This is a genomic window from Candidatus Acidiferrales bacterium (assembly GCA_035515795.1).
Taxonomy (GTDB): Bacteria; Bacteroidota; Ignavibacteria; order Kryptoniales; family JAKASW01; genus JAKASW01.
The window spans coordinates 53,262-79,727 of sequence record DATJAY010000016.1; the positions used below are offsets into that span (position 1 = coordinate 53,262).

General features: G+C 49.5%; 13 protein-coding genes. All 13 read right to left on the bottom strand.

What is annotated here, in order from left to right:
* Positions 1-14: 14 nt before the first annotated feature.
* The 13 genes from VLX91_08280 to VLX91_08340 all read right to left on the bottom strand — a co-directional run bounded on the left by VLX91_08280 (position 15) and on the right by VLX91_08340 (position 26,344).
* Positions 15-2,225, bottom strand: coding sequence for a hypothetical protein (locus VLX91_08280; GenBank protein ID HUI30201.1), 2,211 nt, complete (start codon positions 2,223-2,225; stop codon positions 15-17).
* Positions 2,197-3,726: an AmmeMemoRadiSam system protein B gene (amrB, locus tag VLX91_08285; GenBank protein ID HUI30202.1), complete on the bottom strand. Its 1,530-nt coding sequence runs from the start codon at positions 3,724-3,726 to the stop codon at positions 2,197-2,199. Before amrB ends, VLX91_08280 begins: the two co-directional genes overlap by 29 nt.
* A gap of 79 nt (positions 3,727-3,805) precedes the next feature.
* Complete coding sequence (gene amrS, locus VLX91_08290) at positions 3,806-5,050, bottom strand: AmmeMemoRadiSam system radical SAM enzyme (GenBank protein ID HUI30203.1); 1,245 nt, start codon at positions 5,048-5,050, stop codon at positions 3,806-3,808.
* Between the two features lie 290 nt (positions 5,051-5,340).
* On the bottom strand, positions 5,341-6,444 hold the full coding sequence (locus tag VLX91_08295) for a T9SS type A sorting domain-containing protein (GenBank protein ID HUI30204.1): 1,104 nt from the start codon (positions 6,442-6,444) through the stop codon (positions 5,341-5,343).
* Between the two features lie 184 nt (positions 6,445-6,628).
* Complete coding sequence (locus tag VLX91_08300) at positions 6,629-9,718, bottom strand: T9SS type A sorting domain-containing protein (GenBank protein ID HUI30205.1); 3,090 nt, start codon at positions 9,716-9,718, stop codon at positions 6,629-6,631.
* A gap of 355 nt (positions 9,719-10,073) precedes the next feature.
* Complete coding sequence (locus VLX91_08305) at positions 10,074-14,363, bottom strand: T9SS type A sorting domain-containing protein (GenBank protein HUI30206.1); 4,290 nt, start codon at positions 14,361-14,363, stop codon at positions 10,074-10,076.
* Between the two features lie 263 nt (positions 14,364-14,626).
* On the bottom strand, positions 14,627-16,480 hold the full coding sequence (locus tag VLX91_08310) for a choice-of-anchor J domain-containing protein (protein ID HUI30207.1): 1,854 nt from the start codon (positions 16,478-16,480) through the stop codon (positions 14,627-14,629).
* A gap of 350 nt (positions 16,481-16,830) precedes the next feature.
* Entirely contained in the window at positions 16,831-19,959 is a 3,129-nt protein-coding gene (locus VLX91_08315) for a T9SS type A sorting domain-containing protein (protein HUI30208.1), read from the bottom strand.
* 58 nt (positions 19,960-20,017) lie between these two features.
* Positions 20,018-21,709 carry a GLUG motif-containing protein gene (locus VLX91_08320; protein ID HUI30209.1) on the bottom strand — a complete coding sequence of 564 codons (1,692 nt, stop codon included), beginning with the start codon at positions 21,707-21,709 and terminating at the stop codon, positions 20,018-20,020.
* Between the two features lie 22 nt (positions 21,710-21,731).
* Positions 21,732-21,998, bottom strand: coding sequence for a hypothetical protein (locus VLX91_08325; GenBank protein HUI30210.1), 267 nt, complete (start codon positions 21,996-21,998; stop codon positions 21,732-21,734).
* Positions 21,999-22,000: 2 nt separating this feature from the next.
* A complete protein-coding gene (locus tag VLX91_08330) occupies positions 22,001-22,357 on the bottom strand; it encodes a response regulator transcription factor (GenBank protein ID HUI30211.1) in 357 nt (118 codons plus the stop codon).
* 212 nt (positions 22,358-22,569) lie between these two features.
* Positions 22,570-23,211, bottom strand: a complete 642-nt coding sequence (locus VLX91_08335) for a response regulator transcription factor (protein ID HUI30212.1) — start codon at positions 23,209-23,211, stop codon at positions 22,570-22,572.
* The gene (locus VLX91_08340; GenBank protein ID HUI30213.1) at positions 23,201-26,344 is read right to left on the bottom strand and encodes a two-component regulator propeller domain-containing protein; all 3,144 of its coding nucleotides are present in this window, start codon (positions 26,342-26,344) and stop codon (positions 23,201-23,203) included. The genes VLX91_08335 and VLX91_08340 overlap by 11 nt, the downstream gene beginning before the upstream one ends.
* Positions 26,345-26,466: the final 122 nt, after the last annotated feature.

Consider the following 26,466-nt stretch of genomic DNA (forward strand, 5'->3'; position numbering starts at 1 on the left):
GTTGCGCCTCGGCCTTAACGCAGGAAAGCCAGAGCGCAAATCGCAGCGGCCGCCGTCAGAATCAATGTTGTGAGAATACCGAAAATCGGTAAGAGGATCAAGCTTGCAACTAGAGAACCCACGCTTCCACCGATTAAGTCAGCCGAGTAAAGCCATGTCGCTGCTCTGTGTTGTTCTTCGACTCTGCTGCGGCTGACAAACGCGAAAATTCCCGACACAACGGCACCGTCCAGGATTAGCATCACCGATGTGCTTAGAAAACTGTTGAGGAAACCTAGTTCGATCGAATAGTAGATAATTACGTTTAGTATGCCGAGCCCAAGGATCGGCAACGTACCCAGCCAAGTCCGTTTTCTTGCTCCCGGCTCCGAAGGACCGAGTGACTTGTTGATAACCAATGCTCCGAGAGTAAGCCCGATCATGAATGTCATCAGAAGAATTCCGATATCCTGGTACAGGATGCCGTTTTTGCTCTGGTAATTCAGAAGTAGCACTATCTCCGATATCATCCCTGCTGAGCCGGCTAAGAACATCAGAACAAATCGTCGTGCCTTTGACCATCTCTTTCCGATCGCCACGATCGAAGCGACAATCATCGGGAACCAGAAAATCGGCGAACTCAGTAATTCAGCGATATGAAAGGCGCGTGCATCCGGCAGGGAGAACTCACCAAAAAACTTTGACAGCCATATTGAGATTGTGTAACCATAACAGGCGGGCCGAATGTCGGAATTGGGAGTAAATGACCCGGCAGAGAGGATTTTGTGTATTTCTCCAAACCTATCGTTAGTGTAGACATAATCGATGTACTCCGGTGTTACCAGCCTGGTATTGAGATTTCTGCCTCGGAATCGGTCGATGAGGACTGTCGGATCGGTGGTGAGTGTAGATTCTGATGCAATAAAGATATTTGTCATGCCGGGCAAGACTACCACACTGTTGAAAACGGATTCCAATGCACTGTAGATGCTCCCGTTTCTGCTCTGTAACTGAGGGGTCCATAAATTTTCAGCCGATGGAACTCGAAATGCTAGTGTACCATCTTGATTCAATTTCCTGGAACATTGTCCGAAAAACTCTTTCGTATAAAACCGGTTGTTCTGTGCAGATGTAGGCTCCGGCATCGCAACCAGTATTGCGTCATACAAATGGGGTTGATCGAGAAACCGTCTTGGGTCTTGATAAAAAATCTTCACTCGTTCATTGTCCAAGGACTTATTGATTTCCGAGGGAAGGTGATTTCGGACGATGTCTATGATGCCTTTGTTTATCTCAACGTAGTCAATCTCATTAACCGGTAGTTTCAACAATTCGGATATGATACCTTCAAATCCTCCGCCTAGAACCAGAACCTTCTCAAGTTTTGTTGCCTGCAAAGTCGACAGCTGAACAAACTCCTCGGCTGCGGTCGTTTCCGTTTCAAAAGAAAGAGCATCATTCTCGAAGATGTTTACCTGTTCTTCTGAGGAGGTAACAGTCACGCGGCTGTATGGTGTGTCCCGAGACTCGATCAGGTAAGGATGATTCCACGAAGTCATCCTTTGATCGATCTGGTGATCGGCTGCGAACAAAATGAGGACAACCGCGAAGCCGCCTGCCGACAGATACTTCTGCAGAGAAGATTTTTCTTCCCATGAATAGAGCAGCACAACACCGAGAGAAAATGCCGAGCAAATGAGTCCTGCAGAAATGTTTTGGAAACCACAGAACAATAAAAGGGTGGATGATAATCCGCCGAGAACGCCGCCGGCACTTTCGAGGGAATAAGCCTCCGCTAGAGTTCTGTTTTCGGCCAAAAATTTTCTGGCAGTGAACTGAAATAAAAGACCGGTGAGAATGCTCGACGGCAAAATTGCCAGCACCAATCCCGCCATTTGCAGCTGGAAGGGAAGATATCCGCCCGTCACGCCGCCGAACATTCTTCTAACACCGCGGATGAAGGCGATGTCGATCACGAGCACGGAGGCTATAAGGAGAAAGAGCATCCGGACATTTTTCTCTTCCGGTACGCGGGCGTGCCGTCCAAAGGCGGCACCGATCGCTGTACCGAGGAGCCAGAAACCGAGCGATAGAATATATACGAGCTCTATCCCGTAGAATGCCACGTCCAACTCCCGGAGAATTACAACCTGCCCGAGCATAGAGACAAAACCGACGGTGATCAGATAAACCGGCGATGAAGAAATTCTTGCCAGTTTAATGAAACTGCGACTCGCTGAAGACATCGGCCTGGAATGTAAACAGTTCGGCATCTTTCCAATCGCCTGCTTCCAATCCCGCTTTGAGGCAGAGCTGGTCAAGGAAGACTTCTTTGCTCCATCCGGTCTCCGTTGCCACCTGCGGAAGAAACACAGCCTGACGGTCTCCTTTCCTGACAATTACCCCGTCGCGTCCGAGGACAATCTCATCGGCATTCTTCACCTGTGTGAGAGGAGTCAGGACGGAGATTTCGATTTCCACTTGCGGCAGTTCCTGTTCAGTCAGTGGATTGAAGCGTGTGTCGTTGAAAGCAGCTTGAAGTGCCATCGAACCGACGGTAGTGCTCAACGGTCTATCCCCTCTCATCTGTCCGATGCAGCCCCTAAGATCGCCGTGTTCTGTCAGTGTCACGAAGGCGCCTCTCTTCACTTTCAGGAGCGGGTTAAGGCCGCGCGGCAGCGGCACGGTAGCAGTTGAAAAATATTGTTCGAGAGTTTTCCGCGCATAATTTAATAGTTCTTTCTTGTCTGATGGACTGAGCGTGTAGGAAGGATTGATCATGAGGGTATCCGGATCAGCCGGCGGAGTCGGTCTGCCGATCCCGATTTCGACTGAGCCATATCCGACAGTACGATCACTGCTTCCAACCGGATTGTACCCGGAATTGCTGTAGCTGACTATCGACGCGCAGTTGGCGCCAAGCTCCTTCGCAGCAGCCATGGCAGCCAGGATCGGCGCCTCACCGCAGGCACACGTCACAAGTTGAGGAATATTCTGTTCGAGCTGTTCATCCATCACGGATTTTGTCTCCTCGAGGTCCAGAGCTACTATCGTTCTGAGAGTTCTGGCATCTACCTTTATGGCGTCATCGAATCTCGGATAGTGCGAAAGATCCGAGCTTGCGACTATCAAAGCCTTCTTGCCTTTCAAGATCTTCGCGAGCACTTGACCGAATTTTGTACACATCTTGATGTCCGGTTCGCCTACGATGATCGGCAAGATCTTTGCGTGAGGGAATAGATATTTTACGAAAGGTATTTGAACCTCGATGGAGTGTTCCTGGGCGTGAACGGCGAGGTTTGCGGTTACGTCCGGATCTTCTCTTATCAGGTCCCCGGCTGCTTTGTCGTCCACCTCAACCGGACCGATTGGAGTTCCGAATGCCCCTTTGGGATAAACGGATATGCCGCTGAATCCTGCCGTCGTATGATTCGTTCCGAGCACTACAATCATGTCATATTGATTTTGTCTCACCTGATTATATCCGTCGGCCATGATCTGGCCTGCATAAATATATCCGGCATGGGGCACGATGATGGCGATGGGTTTATTGTCCTCGGCAGGTTTTGCATCCCTCAGAAATGATTTGATTGCGCTGGTCAACTTTGTCGAGTCCGCCGGATAAAACTTGCCGGCAAAAACCGGTTGCCTTATTGAGTCGGTTTGATAATTACTCGGAGCGGGCTTCTCGCCTTTGCAGGAGCCGGCGAGAAATAGAAAAATAACACCATAAAAGATTTTCTTCATACTTGCTCTCCTGAATTTCAATTGCCCATCTTCATGCGAATCTTTCTTGCATTTGAAAAGTAAAGACGCGGTCCGAAATTCATTTCCAGACACCTGCAATGGTATGACCGCAGTATTCACATCGGCCGTCTTTCACGTGATTTTCCGTCACGAAGAAGCCGCTCCTGTTTATGACCAACTTTCCACACGATGGACAATAGGTGGCGTTGCCCGGGTGACCGGGAACGTTCCCGACAAACGCATAGTGAATTCCTTTCGACATTGCAATTTCTCTTGCTCGTTCCAAGGTGGAAATAGGGGTCGGCGGCAGGTTAAGAAGTTTGTAGTCAGGATGGAATCTCGTAAAATGTAGCGGCACATCGGGACCGACTTCTCCAAAGACCCAGTTTGCTAGGTCATCCATCATTTTGTCGGAATCGTTCAACGTAGGAACGACTAAGTTTACAATTTCCAAATGGACCTTGCTTCTCGAGACTTGCTTTATGCTTCGCAGGACCGGCTTCAATTCCGCGTTAGAGACTTTGTGATAAAAATCCTCGCTGAATCCTTTCAAGTCAATTTTTATGGCATCCAGGACGTCGCACATTTCCTGCAAAGGTTGCTCGTTCATGAAACCGCAACTCACGAGCACACTTCTTAAGTCCGCTTTTCTTGCCGAGCGGGCTATGTCGGTCAGATACTCGATGAATACGGTCGGTTCATTGTAAGTAAATGCTATGATGGGAGCCTTTTCAGAGCTTGCACTACCCACGATTCCATCCGGTTGAACAAAACTCACGGGAAAGTCTTCGGGTTTCGCCTGCGAGATTTCCCAGTTCTGGCAGAACTGGCATGATAGGGGACAGCCGGCGGTTGCCAGAGAATATGCCTGGCTGCCGGGAAGAAAATGATAAAACGGTTTTTTCTCGATCGGGTCGACATGGATAGCTATCGGTCTTCCGTAGACGAGACTTCTAAGTTTTCCGTCAACGTTTACTCTCGCCCTACATTTTCCCGACTCCCTCTCTTTTATGACACATCCTTGTGCACACAAGAGACACTTTACGATTTTTTGCCCATGATCGAATTGAGTTAAGCCCTTAAGTTCAGATGGGGAAGCGTGGCATGTTGAACAATCGACGCTCTCTGATTCCGTTGAAAGCCAGTATCGAGCAAGAGGGGCATCTTTATAGAGATTCTCTCTATAATCGATTTCGTGACTATGCTCTATCCAGCTGAACAACTCTCTGAGCAGCTGTGGAGATGACAGCGCGACGCAAGAGCCTCCGATAATCAATCCGGACTTTGAAACAAATTCCCGCCTGGAGAGATTCTGTGCGTTCATTATCTAAGTCGGTCTCCTTATCAAGACATCACCCAGCTTCCGAAAACAGAGCGTTATTCGGATTATTTCCTGTCGCCATGTTCCCTGATAGATTGTGAATTGGTACCCACAGTTCCGTCTGCACTACGACAAAAGTCTAACTGTCTTTTATTTAATTGTCAAGCCGGAAGGATAAGTGGAGTGGCAATCAATGCGACTAACGCGGCACATCTTCTTCAAAGCAGTCGATTGCCATTCCCGATTCGTCATGTTCTATATAGCGCGAAACACAATACAGATATTCTCGCCCCTTATTTTAAGAACACAGCCTTTAGTGTTCGCCTTTGCTCTATCCCGGCCTGGACAAAATCTATCGTGATGAAGTAGGTCCCGGACGAAAGATTCGAGAAATCTACCGCAACGTCATTTTTCCCTTTATGCAAACTTATCTTTTCGTTTCTGACTAACTTACCCGTAACCGAATACACGAAAAGACCAGCCCGCGATGGAGAGGATTGAAGGTTTATACTAATATTAGTAGCCGGGTTGAACGGATTCGGGTACGGTCCGGAAATGGAGAACGTCGATGGTTTGTTTTCATGGACAATATCCGGAGTTTGGAATCCTGCATCGACCCATGCTGAATACACGAGAGAGGCAAGCGAGACTGATGCATCCTGCAATTGCGAGATGGTCATGGCACCTAATCTCGTCCACATGAGCTGATAATAGAGATTTGAAGATGTATTCCCCGCCGCAGCGGTTGCCGAATCGTCCGCATCGTCTATCATCTGGAATTTCGAGTTGGACTGATAAATAACCTGAAACGCAAAATCTAGGACATTTGGAATATAGTGAGCCGTGTCGGCAGCGATCGTAATTTGATTTGAGTAATCATTGATCATGGTCGTCTCATATCGAGAGTGGACTCCCTTTCGATTGTAAGTCTCGGTGCAATGCAACGGCTGATGCGCGTCCCCGATGTAATGGCCAAGGTCGGCAACTATCCTGTTTGCATTTGTCGTATCATGTTTTTCCAGGAAGGAGACTAGGGAATCGTAATCCGATTTTATTGCCCAGGGGAGAACGCCGTTTTTATAGACGGTTGAAGATCCGTACTCGGCAATCAGCGAATCGAGGTCATGCGGGAACCAGCTCGAATGAAACTCCGGGTAATAATCGATGTCTATGAAATGCCGCGGAGCTTCGTTCGGATCCGAGCTCTTGCGGTTGTCGGCATCGGAAGCATGGGCAGCGTAATACGAAGTGTATTGTGCAAACCACAATGTATCTACGGGGAAATGAATTGTAAACGATTGATTTATTATCTTGTGCCCTTCTTGTCCCCATCCGAATGCCGACGACGAATATAGGGTAAGAGAAACCGCAAGCGCAAAATGTATTCTTCGCTTCATCACTCCTCCAACAAAGATTTTGTTTGCAAGGTAAAGTCCCTTCGGCAATTCCGTCGACGGCCGATCTTCTTGAATTAAGTTTCTACGATACTAAATATAATCAATCACCAGACGGAAGTGGAAGGGATGGGTAGTATCCTAATTTCGCGCAAAGTCGCAGCTCAATACTTCTCATTTCTCTATCTTACTTCATCAAGACCAGTTTCTTTGTCGATTCAAATTTCTGTCCGTCGTTTCCCAATGCAGCAATCCGATAGAAATACACTCCGCTTGCAAACCTGTCCATGTTCATAACTTCGTTGTATCTTCCGGCGTTCATCGTTCCATAATGATCCTCACGCACTTTCTGTCCGAGTACATTGTAAATATCCAGTGTCACGTTCGATTGCTCCTTGAGATCGAAGCGTATCGTGGTAGACGGATTGAACGGGTTCGGATAATTTTGGTAGAGGGCATATGTCTTGGGAACGTTCACCGTAACAGAAAGAGTGGTCAAGTCTTTGATAGATCCATTCGTTGATACGCTTTGGATCTCATACTGGTAGGTCGAGCCTGGGGTAACGTGGTCGTCCGTGAAATTGTACGCCCTCCCCGCGCTGCTGGTTCCAACTCCCTTCAGATTGTTATTGCTAGCGTAGCTCGATACGAGTTTGAAGGATGTTGTACCGGGATCCTTTCGTAAAATATTGAAACCGGCATTACTGACCTCCGATTGTGTTCTCCATGTGAGCGTCACGGATCCTGCGTCAGCCGTTGCAAGGAACTCGGTCGCCTGTACCGAAAGAGGGACATCGCTCGGCCTGACGGCAAACGGGTAAGCTGTTATACTGCCGATAATCGGGCTGCTTGTTGGACCCGTATTTATGGAAGTAGCATCCTCTCCGTCAGTTGCAAGGGCGTAGAGAACGTGCGTTCCCAACGTGAGAGTGCTCGAAGTGCCGGTGTATGGTCCGACGCCACTCGCCTTCTGCCATGTGCCTTGCCAGGTATCCGTCGCATAGTAGACGGCTTGCACGGGAGGAGCGGTTGGCGTGTAAGTGCTGGCAGCATTGAAAGTGAACGTCGGGGTCGCGCTCGAAGTCTGGTCGTTGGTGAGCGGGGTTATTGTAGTCGTAAGCGGGATAGCCTGAGAATTCTCTTCAGATATGACCGTCTCATTATTGCTGCCGACGTTCGCGACATATATTTTATTCGTGACCGGATTAACAGCCACGGCAAACGGAATCGCTCCGGCGATCACCGGGGTTGTTTTAAACGTCGCGGCAATAAAGATCGCCGTGTTACCCACGCCGTCGATCACGGTAACGGTATCGCTGGCATAGTTTGCCACGTAGATCTTGTTTGTAATCGGGTTAACAGCAACGGCAACGGGGTTTATACCGACAGGTATGGGTCTTGTCTTGTTTGTCGCACCGTCGATCACCGTAACGCTGGCGCTTCCGTTGTTTGCCACGTAGATCCTGTTAGTCACCGTGTTGATTGCAATAGCGTAAGGATTCGTCCCGACTGCCAATTGGGTTCCCCCCGCGACAGTATCATTTGTTGCCCCGTCGTACACGGTCACGTAGTTGCCGAGCGCTAAATAGATCCTGTTTGTCACCGGATTGACTGCAACGATAGAATTAATAATTCCGGGCCTGACTATCTTGGTCATGGTGTTCGTTGCACCATCTACCACGGTCATCCCATTCGTGCCCGGTACATATATTTTATTTGTCACCTGGTTGACCGCAACGGTGCCGGGGTTACCCCCTGTCGTCAGGAGTGTGGTATCGTTCGTCGCCCCGTCAATCACTGTCACCGTCCCGCCGTCGTTCGCCACGTAAATCTTGTTCGTAACCGGATTTACCGCAACGGCCGAAGGAACGAGCCCGGCGGAGACCAGCGTGGTATCGTTTGTTGCTCCATCGATTATCGTCACGTTTTTGCTGTAATGGTTTGCCACGTATATCTTGTTCGTAACTTGGTTTACAGCGACGGCCTCTGGACTCCTCCCGGCGGGAACCGTGGTAGTGGCGTTTGTTTCCCCGTCGATAACGGTTACGCTGCTGTCTCCGTCATTCGGCACGTAGATCTTATTCGTCACAGGGTTGATCGCGACGGCATCGGGTCCCGATCCGCCGGGCACGGCGGTTGTCGCGTTTGTTGCCCCGTCAATTACCGTTGCGTTGCTCGCGAGGTTATTCGTCGTATAGATCCTATCCGTGACGGGGTTGACTGCAATAGCGTAAGATGGATATCCTGATGACACGGTGGATGTTGTCTTCGTCGCGCCATCGATGACCCTCACGCCACCGCCATCGTCCGCCACATAGATCTTATCCGTCAGCGGGTTAACTGCCACTCCATAAGGCAGCGAGCCGCCGGAAACCATGGCTGTGTCGTCTGTTGCCCCGTCTATGATAGTCACTTTGTAATTGTTGACGTCCACGACATAAACAGTATTGGTTACGGGGTTGACTGCAAGCGAAGAAGGGCCGCTGCCCGCGGGCACAAGCGTGGTGTCATTTGTCGCGCCGTCGATAACTGTCACGTTGTTACTGGCGGAGTTTGTTACATATATCTTGTCGGTGACCGGATTGACCGCCACCCCGAAAGGGTTTGAGCCGGCTGCTACGAGCGATGTATCGTTCGTCATTTCGTCGATGACTGTCACGTTACTGCTGTTGTAGTTTGCCGCGTACACTTTTTTCGTCACCGGATTGAGCGCAATGGCATCGGGGTTCGATCCGGCAGGTACGATCGTCGTGTCGTTTGTCGCTCCGTTGATCACCGTTACTGTATTATCGCCGTAGTTCGCCACATAGATCTTATCCGTCACGGGATCGACTGCAATGGCATAAGGACTAGCACCGGCAGAGACGTCGACTGTATCATTTGTTGCCCCATCGATTATTGTCACATTGTTGCTGCCGTTGTTTGCCACATAGATCTTGTTGGTGATGGTGTTAACCGCGATAGCAAGGGGACTCGTTCCGACCGGAACTGTGGTGGTGTCGTTTGTTGCCCCGTCTATCACCGTTACGCTGCCGCTGCCGTTGTTCGCGACGTATATCTTATTCGTCACCGGGTTGACCGCCACCGCAATAGGAGTTGTCCCGACATCAAGCATGGCGGTCACAGTCTGCGCAAAGACCGTTGCTCCCGTGGGAAGAAACAAAAGCAAAGCGTAGATTGCCAGCCGCCGCAGCGTCGGCAATCCGCGCATTAATCTGTGGGAAAAAGTTTTTACGGTACCGCTTAACATGGTCGAACCTGTAGCCTTAGGTTGCATCTTGCACTCTCCTCCAAAATTTGGTTGATGAACTCGATCTCTCCTCGCTGTTTAACGCCAGCAAAGCAGGATTCAGGATGAAGCATCGTAATATGCTTCTTCCCGGTTGAAATGATGTCTTGTATAGGAATAAAGATGAGGGTTGAACGGACGCCCTAGAGCGAGAACAGGCAAAAGCTAATGGAAACTCCTGGCGTTTCTCAATCTAGTCCTACTAAATTTGTCAACATATTTTTCCGTTTCATGGTTCCCGGAAGCCATGGATTCTCACACGACCATGGCGATGTTTTGTTGATCGACCGCCAAAGAAAGTGACCGCTACTTTCCTGAGGATGCAGCTGTCATTCCAACTTGCCTACTTCATTAATACTAATTTCTTTGTCGAAACAAACTTCTGCCCGTCATCGCCCGTTGCTTTGATCCGGTAAAAGTACACGCCGCTTGCAAATTTGTCCATGTTAACGCCCTCGTTGTATCTTCCCGGGCTCATGTTTCCGTAATTGTTTTCTAATATTTTTTGTCCGAGTGTGTTATAAATATCGAGAGTCACCATCGAAGCCTCTTTCAAATCGAACCTGATCGCGGTGGACGGGTTGAACGGGTTCGGATAATTCTGGTAGAGGGCATAGTCCTTCGGAACATCAACAGTGACCCATAAGGTATTTAAGTCCTTCGTCGTACCGTTTATGGATACGCTCTGAATTTTGTATTCGTAAGTCATGCCTGACTGAATTTTTGCATCCGTAAAACTGTAGGCCCTGCCCGAGGTGCTGGTTCCTAATCCTTTTAAGTTGTCGTTGCCGATGTAGCCCCCGATGAGCTCAAAGAGAGTAGATGCAGAATCTGTAGGCACAGACCGGAAACCATCGGAGCGCAGGATGTTGAAACCAGCATTATCTACTTCAGATTGTGTTCCCCATGTGAGAGTCACCTTGTCATAATCTGCTTTTGCGACAAACGAAGTTACCTGTACGTACAAGGAATGATCGCCGGAAGAACCCATGGTCCAGTCGGAAAAGCCGTTAACATTCAACGTAATCTGCCGCGGGTCACCACTTACACTAAACGGTCCTGCATACGCTTGCCAACCGGAACCTTCGTTCCGATATACGATGACATGGTTAGTATCCACGCCATTGTCGAAGTCTCTGAGCCAGCTGAAGGTGACAGTCCTTCCACTTGCAGGCTGATGGTCTACAGTAATCTGCCATGTAGTCGCTATGCCGGAATCGCCGCCTGAAGTAACGATTCCTCCGCTCCCCGTCTTTCTTGTGAATCCGACATTTCCGAGATTGTCGCTTCCGGGCTGAATAAGGAGACCAAGTAAGTGCAACGAATCTGTCCCGATATCCCTTGGAGCAACTTCGACCGTTCCTATGATTTTTCCGCTTGAAGTCTCATTTGGATTTTGTGCCGATGTATCGAACACTATTTTACTGCTATCGCCGATTACAATGTTCCCGTTTGTGAGATTTAAGTTCCCTGATACGGTTAAGTTCGACGACAAAACCAAACCGCCGCTGTCGACTGAGATAGAATCGAATACAGGCGGCGTGGCAAATTTCACTATCACATTCTTAGAGGCATGAAATTTTCCTGAATGAATTCCTGCCATTACGTTAAGTGTATCGCCGCTACTCAGAGCATTTACTGCACTGTCTATGTCGCTGTTTGTGCTCCATACCCATGCGGAAGTGTGAGGATCCCCCGCGTAATTTTTATCCCACCAGGGAGAATAATTAATGCCATCGCTCACCATATCGCCGGATGCAGAGAAATTGGTAGCCGCATTATATGGGCCGTCTGCAGAACCGAACCAGTTGCCGATTGCATTGACAGTCACGCCGGACAATACATTCGACAAGCCGGATTGAGTATTTGTGTATATGGCCGCGTTACTAACTTCTATATTTACGGGTGACGTATTAAGTAATGATTGTGCCGGCGGATCCCAATAATTCGGTGCCGGCGGGTTGGCCACCTCGCCGAACCTTATGCCTACAGTATTACCTGTAAAAGTTCCTCCATTCACCGTGACTCCGTCCAACGTCGCACTCGGAGAAATCGCGTCGGTTCCCGTTCCACGTGCTTTTACACTGAGCCCTGCGCCGGCATATGACCCGATTCCATTACCCGTTACCGTCAAGTTGTTAAAGACAAGATTCTCATAGCTGCCGTATTTAAGAGTTACGTCGATGCCTGCGTTGTTCCATGCCCAATAATACGGAGACCGGGCAATGTTACCGTTATTGCTAACCGTCACGTTGGTAAAGATTGCATCGGATAACTTTTCAGTGTAAAATCCTTTTACGGAATTACTGTCAAAAGTAGTATTGTTCATCTGCATATACTGCACCGTAGATGGGTTGGTGGCATCATTAAAAAATACCATCCCATAAGTCATGTCCCTGAATTCGCAGTTATTCACTACAAAGTGGGTCAGACTCGTAGCCCCATCTATTGCGACTCCCCACTCGTTAGACGATGAAGGCGAGACATGCGGATTTGCCTGACCCGGCGTATCGCCGCTTACATTACCGATGATGCGGACATTGTCTAGCTCCACATAGGAATAAGATGCCACATAATCTGCTGCTGCTGTGCCGGGCTGCAGAATAATTCCCGGACGTGGGTACCCGATGTTCGGTCCCGGGTTTATTTGCAAATCTTTGATCAAAACAGGATCGTTGCTGTCGGTTCCGGATGCACTTAATATTATGTTCGGCCTGTAGCCGGTACCGTATGTCACGCCCGCAACATCCGGGAGCTTGGTGAAGTCGGTTTGTGCGCCGGTGTTTTTGAGGAGTGTTCCGTCGCCGCCGCTTCCCGCCCCGAGAAGTGAGACCCGCTTGTTGATATTGAAAGTTTCGTCGAATGTGCCTGCCGTTATATGCACCGTGTCTCCGTCAGTTGCGGCATTGACCGCGGTCTGTATTTTCATTCCGCTGCCGACTTGAAACGAACCGGTAGATATCTGGCGTATGTAAGAAGCGGTATCAGAGCCTGACAACGCCAGGTCCGCATACGTTGTAGCAATAGTTACCGCATGCGCCAGACTATCCGAATACCAGGTATAACCTGAGTACAAATTATTTTTTACGAAATAATCATAACCATTGATGTTTATGTTCGTGTTTGTAAGACCAAATTCATCCTGAGCATATATTTTGTTGGGTTCAGTTATAGTGCAGGTGGACCCGTCGATATTAATATTGTCCGATCCGCGATTGGCTTGGGTAGAACCCGAGCAATACACAGCCATGCCGCCCCATGCATTTCCACCGGTCGTTATGTGCGAGACACTGGCCCCATGGACGCCGCTTAAACTCATCCCGTTGCCATATGCTGCGTTTTGGGTTGTCACATAACTGATTGTCGCATTGTCCACACCATTTAAATCGACCCCGCTCCGGTTGCCGTTTTGCACGGTTATATGAGAGATCGTAATGTCACTTATAATCGACGGAGCGTTCGACACATGTATGGCATACCCCCCGCCTGCACTGGTCCCGGATTTCCCCGACACGAAGGGAGGGATTATTGTGAAATTGCTTAACACAACGTCAGAAGAAGATACAAGAATTCCCCAGTCTGTCTTACTGGCTGATGCATCGATTGTCGTGATACTCTCACCGGCTCCCAGAATAGTAAGACTCTTATTAACAGTCAGTCTTCCACTTTGCACGTACGTACCGGCAGCAATGTTGACTGTACCGTTCGATGTGACGGCATCGATACCGGCCTGAATGGCGTTGAGTGGTGTGAGCAGACTGCCTTGAGCGCCGGCAGAACCTGACGTTGCGACTTGAACTTGCGTGCGGTTGCACGTCACGTATGCCTGATCTTGAACAGTCCATCCGCTGTTGCTTGAGCTGTTGCCCAGGAGTGCCTGCTGCACGCCGGTCGGGGCCGCACCTCCCGGGTAAGGGTTAGCGTGAGTCGTAGTGCCGTCCCAGTATCCGTTGAGGTGAAGGTTGAGTCCCCACTCGTTGCCATATTGCCCTTGGGTGTTGCTGGCGATCGTGATTCCGCTGCCGTCCGTATATTGGACGGAGATCCCGGACTTAGTGTTCTCGATGCGGTTGCCCGTAATGGACCCGGTGTTATTGCGTCCGTCGACAAGGATGCCGTTGCGGACATCGTGGATATTGTTGTTCGTAATCGTAAAACCGGTCACGCCTTGCGACACGGCGATGCCGCGGCTAATGTTGCTGCCCCAGCTGTATGTAGTGTAAGACGACGACACCGGACCAGCGATTTCGAAGCCCTGAATCGTTACATCGTTCGTCGTAATGTCGAAACCGTTCACCGTAGAGTTGTTAGGAACGGAGATCATAGCCCCCGACTGACCAACCAGCGTGAGACTCTTGTTGATAGTAATGTCGGTGCCGGCGTATACCCCTGCTTTAACGTCGATCACGTCGCCATTCGCGCTGGCATTAATTGCATACGGTATAGTCTTCCATGGGTTGTCGGATGAACCGTTGCCGGAGATGTCGCTTCCGGTTGCACTTACATACCAATTTGTTTGAGCAAAGCTCATGCTTGCGGCAAGCAATAAAGTAAAAACTATGGCCCGCAGTGGTCTGAATACTTTTACATCAGCCAATACTATTCTATAACTTGCAGCCCTGTCTTTCACCATCTCCTTCTCCTTAATTAGATTTTATGAGATAATAGCTTCTTCCGGCTACGCTCTCCATCTACCATAGATCATGCTTAAAAAAATAATTATCCCGCGGAGCTCTCGCTGTTTTCTGGAATCATTCGTCGACAGATGCCATCGGCGGTTTCCGGGAAGAGGATTGGTAGCGCCATATCCTCTTCTCAAAACCTTAATACCGGTTTCACTCTAAGGATTTATTTCCAGCCCAGACATGAACCGGGAATAGGGTCCCTTTATAAACGCTATTTCATTAATACTAATTTCTTTGTCGAAACGAACTTCTGTCCGTCATTACCAACGGCGGCAATCCTGTAGAAGTAGACTCCGCTCGCATACTTATCCATGTCGACAACCTTCTCATATCTCCCCGCGCTAATAGTCCCGTAGTCATTTGCAAAGACTCTCTGTCCGAGCGTGTTGTAAATTTCAAAAGTCACCGACGAAGCTTGTTTCAAATCGAACCTGATCGTCGTCGACGGGTTGAACGGGTTCGGAAAGTTTTGGTACAAAGCATAGTTCCTTGGGACGTCAACTTTTATGAAAAGCGTTGTCAGATCTTGCTTTACTCCGTAGGTTGAAACGGTTTGTACTTTGTACTCGTACGTTATGCCCGATGTTACTTTGTTGTCTGTAAAATCATAACTCCTTCCTGTTGTGCTAGTGCCGAGACCTTTCAGACTGTCATCGCCTGCATAACTCGCAACGAGCGTGAACAACGTCGTGCCTGAATCCGCCCGGAGAATGTTGAAGCCGGCATTTTCAGTTTCCGATTGCGTCTTCCATGAAAGCCTGACCGAGCCGACGGCAGCAGTCGCCATGAAACCTGTCGCCTGCACTGCGAGCGTAACATCCGAGCCGGTGGTAAACGAATACGTGCTTGTGTATGCGCTCAAGCCGCCGCTGTTGAACGACTGCACACGCCAGTAATATGTCGCGTTTGGATTCAAGACCAGGGTGAACGAAGTATCGTCGGTGCCGCTGACCGAGTCATCGACCATGATCGCCGTGAAATTTGAATTTTGTGAAATCTGCCAGTGATAGCCTGAAGCCCCATCAGCTGGATTGATCTTCAATGTGGAGACTGTTGACTGATTCGTCGCGCCATCGGCAGGAGAGACGAGCGCGGGCGAAGATGGCACAGCTATGGTCGTGAACGAATCCGGGCCCGCGTATTCGCCTGCACCTCCAGAATCATCGAATGCCTGTACCCGCCAGTAATACTTTGTCCCGCTCGAAAGCATGACGATCTGTGTGGTATCGCCTAACCCGCTTATTGAGTCGTCGACCACAATCGCTGAGAACGCGAGGTCTGTCGACACCTGCCAGTGATATCCCGATGCTGCCGCCGCTTTATTTACCTTCAAACTGAGGGTTGTCGGCTGATCCGTTGCGTTGTTCGCCGGTGATGCGAGGGTTGGCATAGGCGGTGCTGGACTCCAGACGCTTATGTCGTCGATGTACCAGCCTGGAAATTCCACGACCGCATCCGACTGCAAAACAAATGCTATTCTAACAGTGTGTCCTGCATAAGATTTTAGAGACAAATCTCTCTCTGTCCACGATGAACCAACACTTCCGGTTTGATCGTCGATCACCGACCAGCTGCTTCCATTGTCGGTCGATACGATCACATTTGCAAAATCAAAGTCCGCCTCCACATAACCGTACTGGAAAAACGTCAGCCATAGGTTACCGTTCGTGGATACGGTCGGAACAGCTATCGGCGGCAGATACAGGGTATCTGAAGCATTAGGTTCATAAAAGCCAGTTGAATTATAATTTGTGCCGGCGCAATTTGAACCCGAATAAGCTGAAGGTGGTCCACTGGTTGGAGCACCGATATGCCAGCTGCCTGTCGTTGTAATCCCGCTGACTGTGCCATCAAAGTTCTGGAAATAGATGTTGGTAGTGGAGACCTTTTTCGGATTCGATGAAATTAGTCCATAGCGAAACGTCTTTGCACTCATACTACTTGAAAGAGGCTTACTGTAAAGGGGACTCCCTTTCTGCAGCTCTACCTGAGTGTTTTGAGCAAACACAACCGACGTAATCAACGCTATCTGAAGCATTGATAAAAATAGTTTCGAGATTTTCATTCGATAATAGTTTCTCCTTTTGGTTTAGTTAAGATTCGCTGCGTTGCTCGCCGGTGATGCAAGAGTCGGTGGTAATGGATACAGCAGCGTGGCGCCGGGGTTTGCCAACGCAGGGGAGGGACGGATCATCCGATGTCCCACTACCCGACGGCGCAAGGGCTGTTTGTTCTAGGACGGATTCCTCCGTTATGCAGGACTTGAACTCCCGCCCGATATGATGGCCTTCTCTGTCTTACTTCACCAGCATCAGTTTTCCCGTAATGCGGGATTTCGTCCCGCAAAAAGCAGGACTCAACTTTATCGCCTGCCCAATTCGAGTACTTCGCCGGACATGCATGCAAACGCTAACATTATTTCAATAGCATTAGTTTCTTTATCGCCTCGAACTTCTGTCCGTCATTGCCCGTCGCACTGATCCGGTAGAGGTAAACTCCGCTCGCGAACCTGTCCATGTTAACGATTTCATTGAACCTTCCTGCACTCATCGTTCCATGGTTCTCTTCCATCACTCTCTCGCCGAGCACATTGTAGATATCCAGGGCCACCGTCGATTGCTCCTTCAAGTCAAAACGTATCGTGGTCGATGGATTGAATGGATTCGGATAGTTCTGATAGAGTGCATATTCTCTGGGAACCCCGACCGTCGCCTGTAAGGAATTCAGATCCCGCGTGGTTCCGTCAGTGGATACACTCTGGATTTTGTAGGTGTATGTCTCTCCGGAAGTCACCTTGTTATCCGTGAAAGCATACGACCTTCCTGTGCTGCTTGTACCGAGTCCTCGCAGCCCGTCGTTGGTTCCATAGTTCGAGACAAGTCCAAACGATGTTGTTCCCGGATCCTTACGGAGCACGTTGAACCCGGCGTTATTGATCTCCGATTGTGTCTTCCATGAGAGTGTCACTGATCCTATATCCGTTGTTGCCAGGAAATCGGTCACCTGGACCGGCAGAGACGCGTCCTCCGGATTCGTCACGGCGGCAAAATGCGGGCTGAAGCTTCCGAGGACTCCCGTTTCAGACCTCCCACCGACATAAACAAGCCGGTATTGCGGGGAAATGCCAATTGCGAAGACGGGTCCATCGACGTTCAAGTTCCAGCTGGCTTCTGGTAGCCCGGTAACCTTGTCAACTGTGCCGGCATAGTTGAAGGTTTGGCCATCTATTTGGGTGAACCATCCTCCCAAGTATACCATTGAACCGGTTACGGCAATCGACTGAGGATAAGCATCGAGATGTGGATTCCAGGAAAGGAGGGTGCCGGTCGATGATGTGTCGATTGCCGCTATAGAAGAGTCCTGTTGACCGTTAACACTGTAGAACCCGCCGCCAACATAAATGGTCGACCCATCGAGTGTAAGTGCCTGGACACTGAAGTTGTCATCGTTATATGGTGGATCAGCTAAGACAGGATTCCACGAAGTGGCGTTACCTGCAATCGTATCGACCGCCGCCAGGTGAGTCCTTGTGGAGTCTCCGACGTTAACAAATTCCCCCCCGAAATAAATTTTCCCGCCGCCGGCATCCATGGCGGCAATCGATGGCTGTGGGCTGCCATATGCATCCGGATTCCATGATGTAATCTCGCCAGTCGATAGATCAAAAGAAGCAAGATTGTTCCTTGTAGAATCTCCGGAACCTTCAAATTGCCCACCGACATAGAGGTTATTACCATATATTTTGAGTGCAAATACATCCGGGGATCCTGAGTAAAACGACCATGGGGGTGCGACAAGAGCTGCGTCGAACGGCAGGACGCTTCCCGTGTTTATGCTGAACGCAGCAAGTGCATTTCTCGACTCCCCGCCGGCGCTTTGAAACACACCCCCGGCGTAAAGCGTCGTATCGTGAAGCGCAATGGTGATCAGCTGATCATTGGCGCCGTCAAGGCCGACGCTGAAGTCTGTCAATTGACCTGTGCTCTCGACAAATGAGGCTACACAATTTCTGACCTTGCCGTTGAAGCTATAGCTCGCGCTGGCATATACACTTCCGTTGCTGTAAACTATTCCATGAACGTCTTCGTCGGCATTGGGTGACCAAGATAGAAGATTTCCGTTCGTATCCGAAGCCGCGATATAACCTCTCGATTCACCGCCGATCGAAGTAAAACCTCCGCCGAAGAATATTTCGTTCCCGTGCACGTCGAACGAAGTTACCTCATCTGCCGAGTCAACACCGGCGTTCCAGCTTGTGATGGCTGCCGTCGCCGTATCGAGAGCGGCAAATCCATATTGAGTGGTGCTGCCGAAACCCGCGAATTCTCCCGCAACGCATAATTTGCCGCCTATTATTTTGACTTGATTTATCCAGCCGTAATCTGAATTGACCAGGAGTACTTGCGGATTCCAGCCCGCATCCTGGTTACCGTAAGTTGTATCGATTTTATATATCAACGGGAATTCAGAGCTGGTATTCAGGCCTCCGGCATATATTGAACCGTTTGCCGCGTCGAAGGATGCAAAGTAGTTAAGCAGGTCAGAGTCGGTGGGGTTTGGATTCCAGGCGGTTACTGATCCGGAGGCAGCATCTAACGCGGCAACGCCGTATCTTGTGGAGTCACCGACTGTGGTGAAGTAGCCGGCGAAATATACTTTCCCGCCGTAGACAAGTACTATATTAACACCATTGTTGGACCAGCCGCCGATGGATGGAGGCGTCCATGATGACACGATGTTTCCTGTTGAAGTATCGATCTCTGCGATGCACTGCCGGGAGCCGCCGCCGATGTTTGAAAAAAATCCGCCGACAATCAGATCGGGGCCGTTGAACGCGATGGCTTCCACTTCATCATCAGGATCTGGGTTAAACGTTTCCACAACCGTGCCATCCGACCGAATGTGCGCCATATTATTCACGGCAGTATTTCCGATATGGTCGAAGAAGCCGCCGACGAAGAATCCTCCGCTGCCGTCTGGAACGAGAGCGTCTATAGATCCCGGGGAACCGCCGCTTGTAATAACCGGGATGCTTGGATCGTGGATACCCGTCGTTGCATCTAGCTTGCCGAGCGGTCCGGTGTAGGGACCAAGATAAGTAAAGTCTCCGCCGATATAGACCCTGTCGTGTGCATCATCGACCAGCACAGAGTTCACCGTGTTGTTCGGAATCCAAAAATTCGTATTGAGCGATTGGCTGGGTGTTCTCGGATGTGTGTAGTTAAGACCCGGGTTACCTCGAAGGGATGCGCTCAGAAGAGATCCGTTCGAACCAAGATCGCTTATCCGTCCATGCGCATGCGAGTTGAGATTTGATTCTACCTGTGCCATGCTGATACCGTACCTCCTCGCAAGAAAGTCCACCAGCCTCGGGTTTTTGATCCTCCATTGTTCAATCATCTGCAGCAGCCGATGAGGAATGTTAGGATGAAGATTCCTTGTTCCCGCTAGAATGGCGGTTGCTCCCAGCCAGACATAAGTTAGTAGAATCGCGCCAAGCGCAAATGCCATGAAGCGGCTTCTATATTGTAATGTTTTTTGCATTTGGATCATCTCTCCTTTTCTCGTTGATCGTAATGAATTTCTCCTGCTTCCAACCTGCTCACTTCATCAGTTCCAGCTTCTTTATCGACACAAATTTCTGTCCATCGTCACCCACGGCGGTAATCCGGTAGAAGTATACTCCGCTTGCGAACCTCTCCATGTTCACCGCTTCGTTGTATCTTCCAGCGTTCATATTTCCATAATTGTCCTCAAACACACTCTGTCCGAGAACATTGTAAACATCCAAAGTCACATTAGATTGTTCCTTCAGGTCAAAACGTATCGTGGTTGATGGATTGAATGGGTTCGGATAGTTTTGGTATAGCGCATATTCACTTGGGACACCAACCGTGACGGAAAGTGCAAATAAGTCTTCAGTAGTCGCGTGTGTCGACACGCTTTGTATCTCATACCGGTAAGTCGAGCCAGATGCGACGTGGTCGTCGATGAAACTGTAAGCGCGCCCCGTACTCATTGTGCCGAGCCCTCTTAAGGCTGTATTATCGATATAGTTTGAGATCGGTTTGAGAAAAGACGAACCCGGATCTTCACGGAGCACGTTGAATCCTGCATTATCGACTTCGGATTGTGTCTTCCATGAAAGAGTGACGGAATTCATGTCGGTGGTCGCAAGGAAGCCAGTTGCCTGGACAGCAAGCGAAATGTCCGTCACACTTACCAGGTATGGGTAGCCATTGTTGATTCCACTGCTTATCGCCCAGACAGGAGTTGTGAAGTCCCAGCCTGAATCGGAAAAAGTCGATTGCAGCTTCATGTCGAGGGTAGTTTCGCCGGTGCCGCCGCCCGCGTTAGTGCCGTCGGTGGATTGGCCAGAAGTTTGCGTGTCCCAGAAACTGCTGTTAACCGTGGAAGTAAAACCAAAGCCGATGAGCCCTCCGATAAAAGATCCGCCGCTTACGCTTCCGGTGCTGTAGCTGTTGCTCACCGTGGAGGTAGCATTATAACCGACAAGTCCGCCTGCGCGCTGATCGGAACCGCTTACACTTCCGGTGCTGTAGCTGTTGCTTATTGTGGACAAAATATTATCCCCCACGAGTCCGCCGACATCGCTGCTGCCAGTATTACTGCCGCTAACGCTCCCGGCAGCATAACTATTGCTTACCGCGGCGGAGTGATTTCCACCAACAAGTCCGCCGACGCCGTCAACGCCGCTGACGCTTGCAGTGCTGTAACTTTCGCTTACGGTAGAATTCTCGTTGTAACCCACAAGACCGCCGGCATAACCATCGCCGTTGACGATACCGGCGCTATGGCTGTTGCTTATTTCTGTAGAGTTGTGAGTATAGCCTACAAGACTGCCAACATAATTTGCCCCTGTAATATTTTCACCGGCAAGCCCGAGATTTTTTATCGTTGCTCCCTGGACGAAGCCAAACATCCCGATGCCGCTTGTGCCGCTACGGGAAATATACAAACCGGATATCGTGTGCCCGTCCCCATCATAGGTGCCGCCGAAAAGTGTTACACTGTTCCCTATGGTAGAGAAGCCTTGACCGGAATCCCAACCGGAGCTCGAGGAGGCATCAATGTTCGAGGTCTGTCTGAAATACGAATCCCACGAGCCGGAATTTTGTGTTATCCAATAAAGGTTCGCAAGCGAGTCGATCTGGTAAGGGTCACCAGATGCGCCGCTCCCCGAAGGGGCCACGGCGGTTTGTGAAAATGTAATGGTAGTGTTAAGCAGAAAAAATATTGTGACTTTTATGATTGTGTATGACTTTGTTTTCATGCTCTCCTCCTTCCTACTCCAATCATCTTGACATAAACTGAACTAAAACGTAACCCACAACCAGAACCATCGTAACTACCGAAACCAGGTAACTCTTGTGTATCAAAAGATTCAGCCCCCTACTTGTTATCAGAAAACTTCCAACGATCGCGAGAACCGCCGCATTACAGTTGCAGCAGCGCTTCATCCTGGTTATTCCAATTGACTGTAAAAACCGCTGTACCTCTGTTGCTGGAGAATCAGGTTCAAGTTCGTTCAGGCATAAACACTCAGGACATATTCTTTTCATGGTCAGATCTCCTTTTTTATATCTGCGACAATGCGTCTCAACTCTGTCAGATTTTCTTTCGACACGAATGAATCTGCACCCGCTTCCGCAGCGGCCTTCCGATGCCGGTCATCGGCATATTCAGTTACTATCGTCACGCGCGAAGTTGGAAAAATGTTGTGAATCAATCGTGTAGCTTCGATCCCGTCCATACCGGGCATCCTAATATCCATGAGCACCCAGTCGGGTTTCTCAAAGATACAGGCGGCGAGTGCAGAACTTGCATCTGCGAATTCGATGACTTCATCGAACTGGTTCTGAACAATTTTTCTTATTGTCTCCCGAATTCTTGCGTTATCGTCCACGATCATTATTTTCATTACCGATTCAAATAACTCAAATTGGGACCGAAAGGAAATCATGGCCGGCCGTCATTTTTATGGTGGCTGGGCATCACGAGGTTTTGAGGGTGACGCCCTTATGCTTAACCTAACCAGATCTTTGTTTTTGTGGAACCTGTGGGTCGGTGCTTATTCAAAAGGTCCATCCTGAGGATCTTAACGCTCCTTGATCTCGGATTGGCTACGCAGCGTTACAGTAGTTCTTTCTTTTCCAACGCAAACCTTAGGAGGGCGTTGTTGCCCGTGATATTAAGCTTGCGGCAGATGTGCGAGCGATGGTTCTCGACTGTGTTGATGCTGATCGAAAGTTCTTCGGCGATATCTTTGCTTGTTTTGTTCTCAGAGATCAAACGCATGATTCGCCGCTCGCTTTGCGTAAGTTCTTCAAGCCCTGTACCATAATGCGACATCCCCCTGTTGCGCCTGACAAGGAACCCTGAAATGGAAGGGCTGATGTAATACTTCCCTTCCGATACCGCGGCCACGCTGTCTCGAATATCGGTAACCGCACTTTCTTTTAGTACGTATCCTCGCACACCGAAGTCTAGCGCTTTATTGAACATTTTTTCTTCGTCGTACATAGTCAGCACTATTACATTGACATCGAGCCTCCGTCGCTCGATTTCCTTCATGACTTCAAGCCCGTTCATCCTCGGCATGTCTATATCGAGGATGGCAATTTCGGGCTCAAGGCGTTCGATGGCATCCACGGCTTCAATTCCGTCGCCAGCCTCCGCTACTATCCGAAAAGTGGAGCGAAGCACCTCGACCAGTCCTTTACGAAAGATCGGATGATCATCAGCGATTATTAGGGTTACTTCTTTATGCATCATGGAGCGGTACATTTATCGAGATTGTGGTTCCAGACCCGGGCAGGGACTCAATTTCGTAAGTCCCGTTGATTATTCGAACTCTCTCAGAGATGGAGTCTAATCCGAGTCCGCTGTTCCCATCCTTATCGCCATCGGATGATGAAGAGTAAAAGCCAATTCCATTGTCTCGAACGACAATTTGCAGGCGGTTATTGAACCTGGCGACCGTCACCTGAGCTCCGGATGCTTTGGAATGTTTTACTATGTTGTTCAGAGATTCCTGAACGATTCTGTAAATATTTATCTCTGCTTCCTTCGTAAGCACACTGTCTATGTTATCGATGTCCATGGTGAAGGAAACACCGGATGAATCCCCAACCCTTTCGACCACGGATTTCAGTGCTTCAGTAATGCCGAACCTGTCAAGTTCGTACGGACGCAGGTTACGCGAAATCTCTCTCATCTCTTTCAGAGTACTTGATACTGTGTCGGATATTTCCGCGAGATGGTCACGGATATCTTCCGCCAACTCCGGTTTTTCCAGTGCTAGCAGCGCGCGATTTTTCACGACAAGCAGGTTCTGTCCGAGGCTGTCATGAATTTCTGCGGCAATACGTTTTCGCTCATTTTCCTGACTTTCGATGAGCCTTCGCGAGAACATTTCCCGCTGCCTCTTCTCTTTATTATATGCTGAAATACGCCGGAAGTAGATCGCGGGTCCAATCGAGACAAAAGCAGCAATAACGATTGCTCTGAACCACCATGTCATCCAGAACGGGGGAAGTACGAGGATCTGCAAGTTTGCCTCGCGGCTGCTCCACATTCCAGAACTATTAGTGCCTCTGACGACGAATGTGTATTTGCCCGGATCGAGGTTGGTGTAAGTCACGGTGCGTGAGGTGTTCGCCGGAATAAAATCCCTATCGAAGCCAATGAGTCTGTACTCGTACTTGTTCTTCCGTGGATCATTGAAATCGAGAGAGGCAAATGTAAGTGATAGCACGTTCTGTTTATAATCTAGTGTAATGCTTTTCGTGTTCTGAAGCGACTCGCTGAGCACGCCTGATTTGTCTCTGGCGGCAAGCGGTTTGCCGAATAAATCGATCCCTGTAATGACAATGTTCGGATCATAGTTTTCATGTTGCGATTCGTCTGGCTGGAATGCGTCGAAGCCGTTTATCCCGCCGAAGAATAACTCGCCACTAGGACTCTTGAAGTAAGCTCCTGTGTTATACTCGTTACCCTGCAAACCGTCCGCCTGCTTGTATGTGGCGATCGATTTTGTGCGCGGGTCGAACTCAGCCAGCCCCTTATTCGTACTGAGCCAAAGAGTTCCTCCCTCATCCCTGAGTATACCGTAGACAACGTTGTCCGGCAGGCCGTCGGCCTCCGTGAACGTTGTTACCTCGCCGGTGTGAATATCGAGACGATCAAGTCCGCCACCTTCCGTGCCGATCCAGATGACATGTTGAAACGGATCGTGACACAGGGAGAGGGTAATGTTACTGCTGAGTCCTTTCTTTTCGTCCGATCCTTCTACGTAATGGGTGAACGATTTTGTTTCAGGATTAAACCGCCACAGTCCCGTCCTGGATGTAATCCAGATCGACCCATCGCTGGTTTGACACATAGAAGTCGGAGGCGGATCGTTCTGCGGGCCTGGGTTCCTGTCAAAATAAAAATGGGACCAAGTGCCGGATTTGATGTTCAACTTATCGATGCAGCCGGGAGTCACAGCCCACATTGCACCATGGCTGTCCTGAAAGAGTCCGGCAACGATTGAAGAGGATAAACTCGCGGGATCCTCGGGATGGTGGCTGAAATATCGGATGCTGTTATTGCGAATGTTCATGCATGCGATGCCGAGATCGCTGGCAAACCACAATTTGCCATCCCGGTCTTGAAGGATGCTCCTCACAGGGTCGCTCATCTTAGTGTGGATGATTCCAAAGGTTTTCCGGCCACGGTTCATCATGTAAAACCCGCCGTAAGACGCGATCCAGAGTCTCCCCTCTGAATCCACGAGAATAGACCTGACGCTCTCGTTGGGCCAGCCGACCCCCGATTTTTCTGTGAAGGATTCGAAGTGAATTACATTTGGAGTATAGACGTACAATCCGTAACCGCCGGTGCCTATCCAGATGGCTCCGCTTTTGTCGCGCTTTATGCAAATAGCGCCGCTCTGTTGGTTCAGCAGGAGTTGGTGCTGATTGTCCTTGAGGTCAAGGAGAAAAATGCTGGAAAAGGTGCCGAGCCATAATCTGCCCCGCGTGTCCTCGCAGATGGTCCGAATTCCCCCCAGCTGCTGATGATTCGACCGACTGTCTTCAAAATACGAAACGAACAAGTTTCTCCGCTTATCGAGTTTATACAATCCTGCATTCGTTCCTGCCCAAATGTCTCCCATTGAATCCTGATAAAGCGATAATATTTCCGCGTTTATTTTGTCTGGAGGCGGCAGGAAGTTGTATTCTTTCACCTCCCTTTTGTTCGAACATGGATCGAACGAAAGCAGCTCTCCGCCGACCCCGGCCCAGAGAGTTCCGCTTCTATCACATAACAATGCCGACACTACGTTGTTCGGAAACGCTTTTGTGTTTGAAGTGTCCCATTTCGAAACGTAGTATTTAAACGGGATATCACCTTGAGCCGACTTGGCACTGCCATGGTTGTCGGCAAAAGAGATCTCAACAAGCCCGTCGCCTGAAGTGCCAAACCAGAGATTGCCCTCGTTATCTTCGGCAATTGCAGCATCGCTGAATGGTCCTTTGATCGAATCCCCGATCCATACTCTGTGGAAGTTCTCAAAGCGCGGGTCATACACATCTAAACTGCCATACTGTGTTCCCACCCATATTCTCCCCTTCTTGTCCTGAAAAAGAGCGGTAACAAAATTATCGGGGAGAGACACAGAATCGAACGGGTCATGAACGAAGACTTTGAAATTGTAACCATCATACCGATCCAATCCGTCCTTCGTGCCAAACCAGACAAATCCGCATGTGTCCTGTAAGATTGCGTATACAGAACTCTGCGATAATCCGTCGTCCGCTGTCAGGTGTCTGAGATAAGAGCCCACCATCTGGGAATATGAGGGTGCGGAGAACGATAGAACAGAAACTAAGAAAAGAATTGGCTGACGGTATCTACGCATGTATAATGTAGAAATCAAAACACGACTACAAAGTTCCCGAATTGGAATGGCTCAGCTTCGATCCCGGGTCATGCCGGCCCCGCCATGGGCGGGATGAACTCCTGCCGGAATCCCAAATTGGT

Excerpts from the sequence above, each read along its gene's own strand:
- VLX91_08280 (HUI30201.1), bottom strand. The coding sequence starts at position 2,225 with ATGTCTTCAGCGAGTCGCAGTTTCATTAAACTGGCAAGAATTTCTTCA.
- amrB (HUI30202.1), bottom strand. The coding sequence starts at position 3,726 with ATGAAGAAAATCTTTTATGGTGTTATTTTTCTATTTCTCGCCGGCTCC.
- amrS (HUI30203.1), bottom strand. The coding sequence starts at position 5,050 with ATGAACGCACAGAATCTCTCCAGGCGGGAATTTGTTTCAAAGTCCGGA.
- VLX91_08295 (HUI30204.1), bottom strand. The coding sequence starts at position 6,444 with ATGAAGCGAAGAATACATTTTGCGCTTGCGGTTTCTCTTACCCTATAT.
- VLX91_08300 (HUI30205.1), bottom strand. The coding sequence starts at position 9,718 with ATGCAACCTAAGGCTACAGGTTCGACCATGTTAAGCGGTACCGTAAAA.
- VLX91_08305 (HUI30206.1), bottom strand. The coding sequence starts at position 14,363 with ATGGTGAAAGACAGGGCTGCAAGTTATAGAATAGTATTGGCTGATGTA.
- VLX91_08310 (HUI30207.1), bottom strand. The coding sequence starts at position 16,480 with ATGAAAATCTCGAAACTATTTTTATCAATGCTTCAGATAGCGTTGATT.
- VLX91_08315 (HUI30208.1), bottom strand. The coding sequence starts at position 19,959 with ATGCAAAAAACATTACAATATAGAAGCCGCTTCATGGCATTTGCGCTT.
- VLX91_08320 (HUI30209.1), bottom strand. The coding sequence starts at position 21,709 with ATGAAAACAAAGTCATACACAATCATAAAAGTCACAATATTTTTTCTG.
- VLX91_08325 (HUI30210.1), bottom strand. The coding sequence starts at position 21,998 with ATGAAAAGAATATGTCCTGAGTGTTTATGCCTGAACGAACTTGAACCT.
- VLX91_08330 (HUI30211.1), bottom strand. The coding sequence starts at position 22,357 with ATGAAAATAATGATCGTGGACGATAACGCAAGAATTCGGGAGACAATA.
- VLX91_08335 (HUI30212.1), bottom strand. The coding sequence starts at position 23,211 with ATGATGCATAAAGAAGTAACCCTAATAATCGCTGATGATCATCCGATC.
- VLX91_08340 (HUI30213.1), bottom strand. The coding sequence starts at position 26,344 with ATGCGTAGATACCGTCAGCCAATTCTTTTCTTAGTTTCTGTTCTATCG.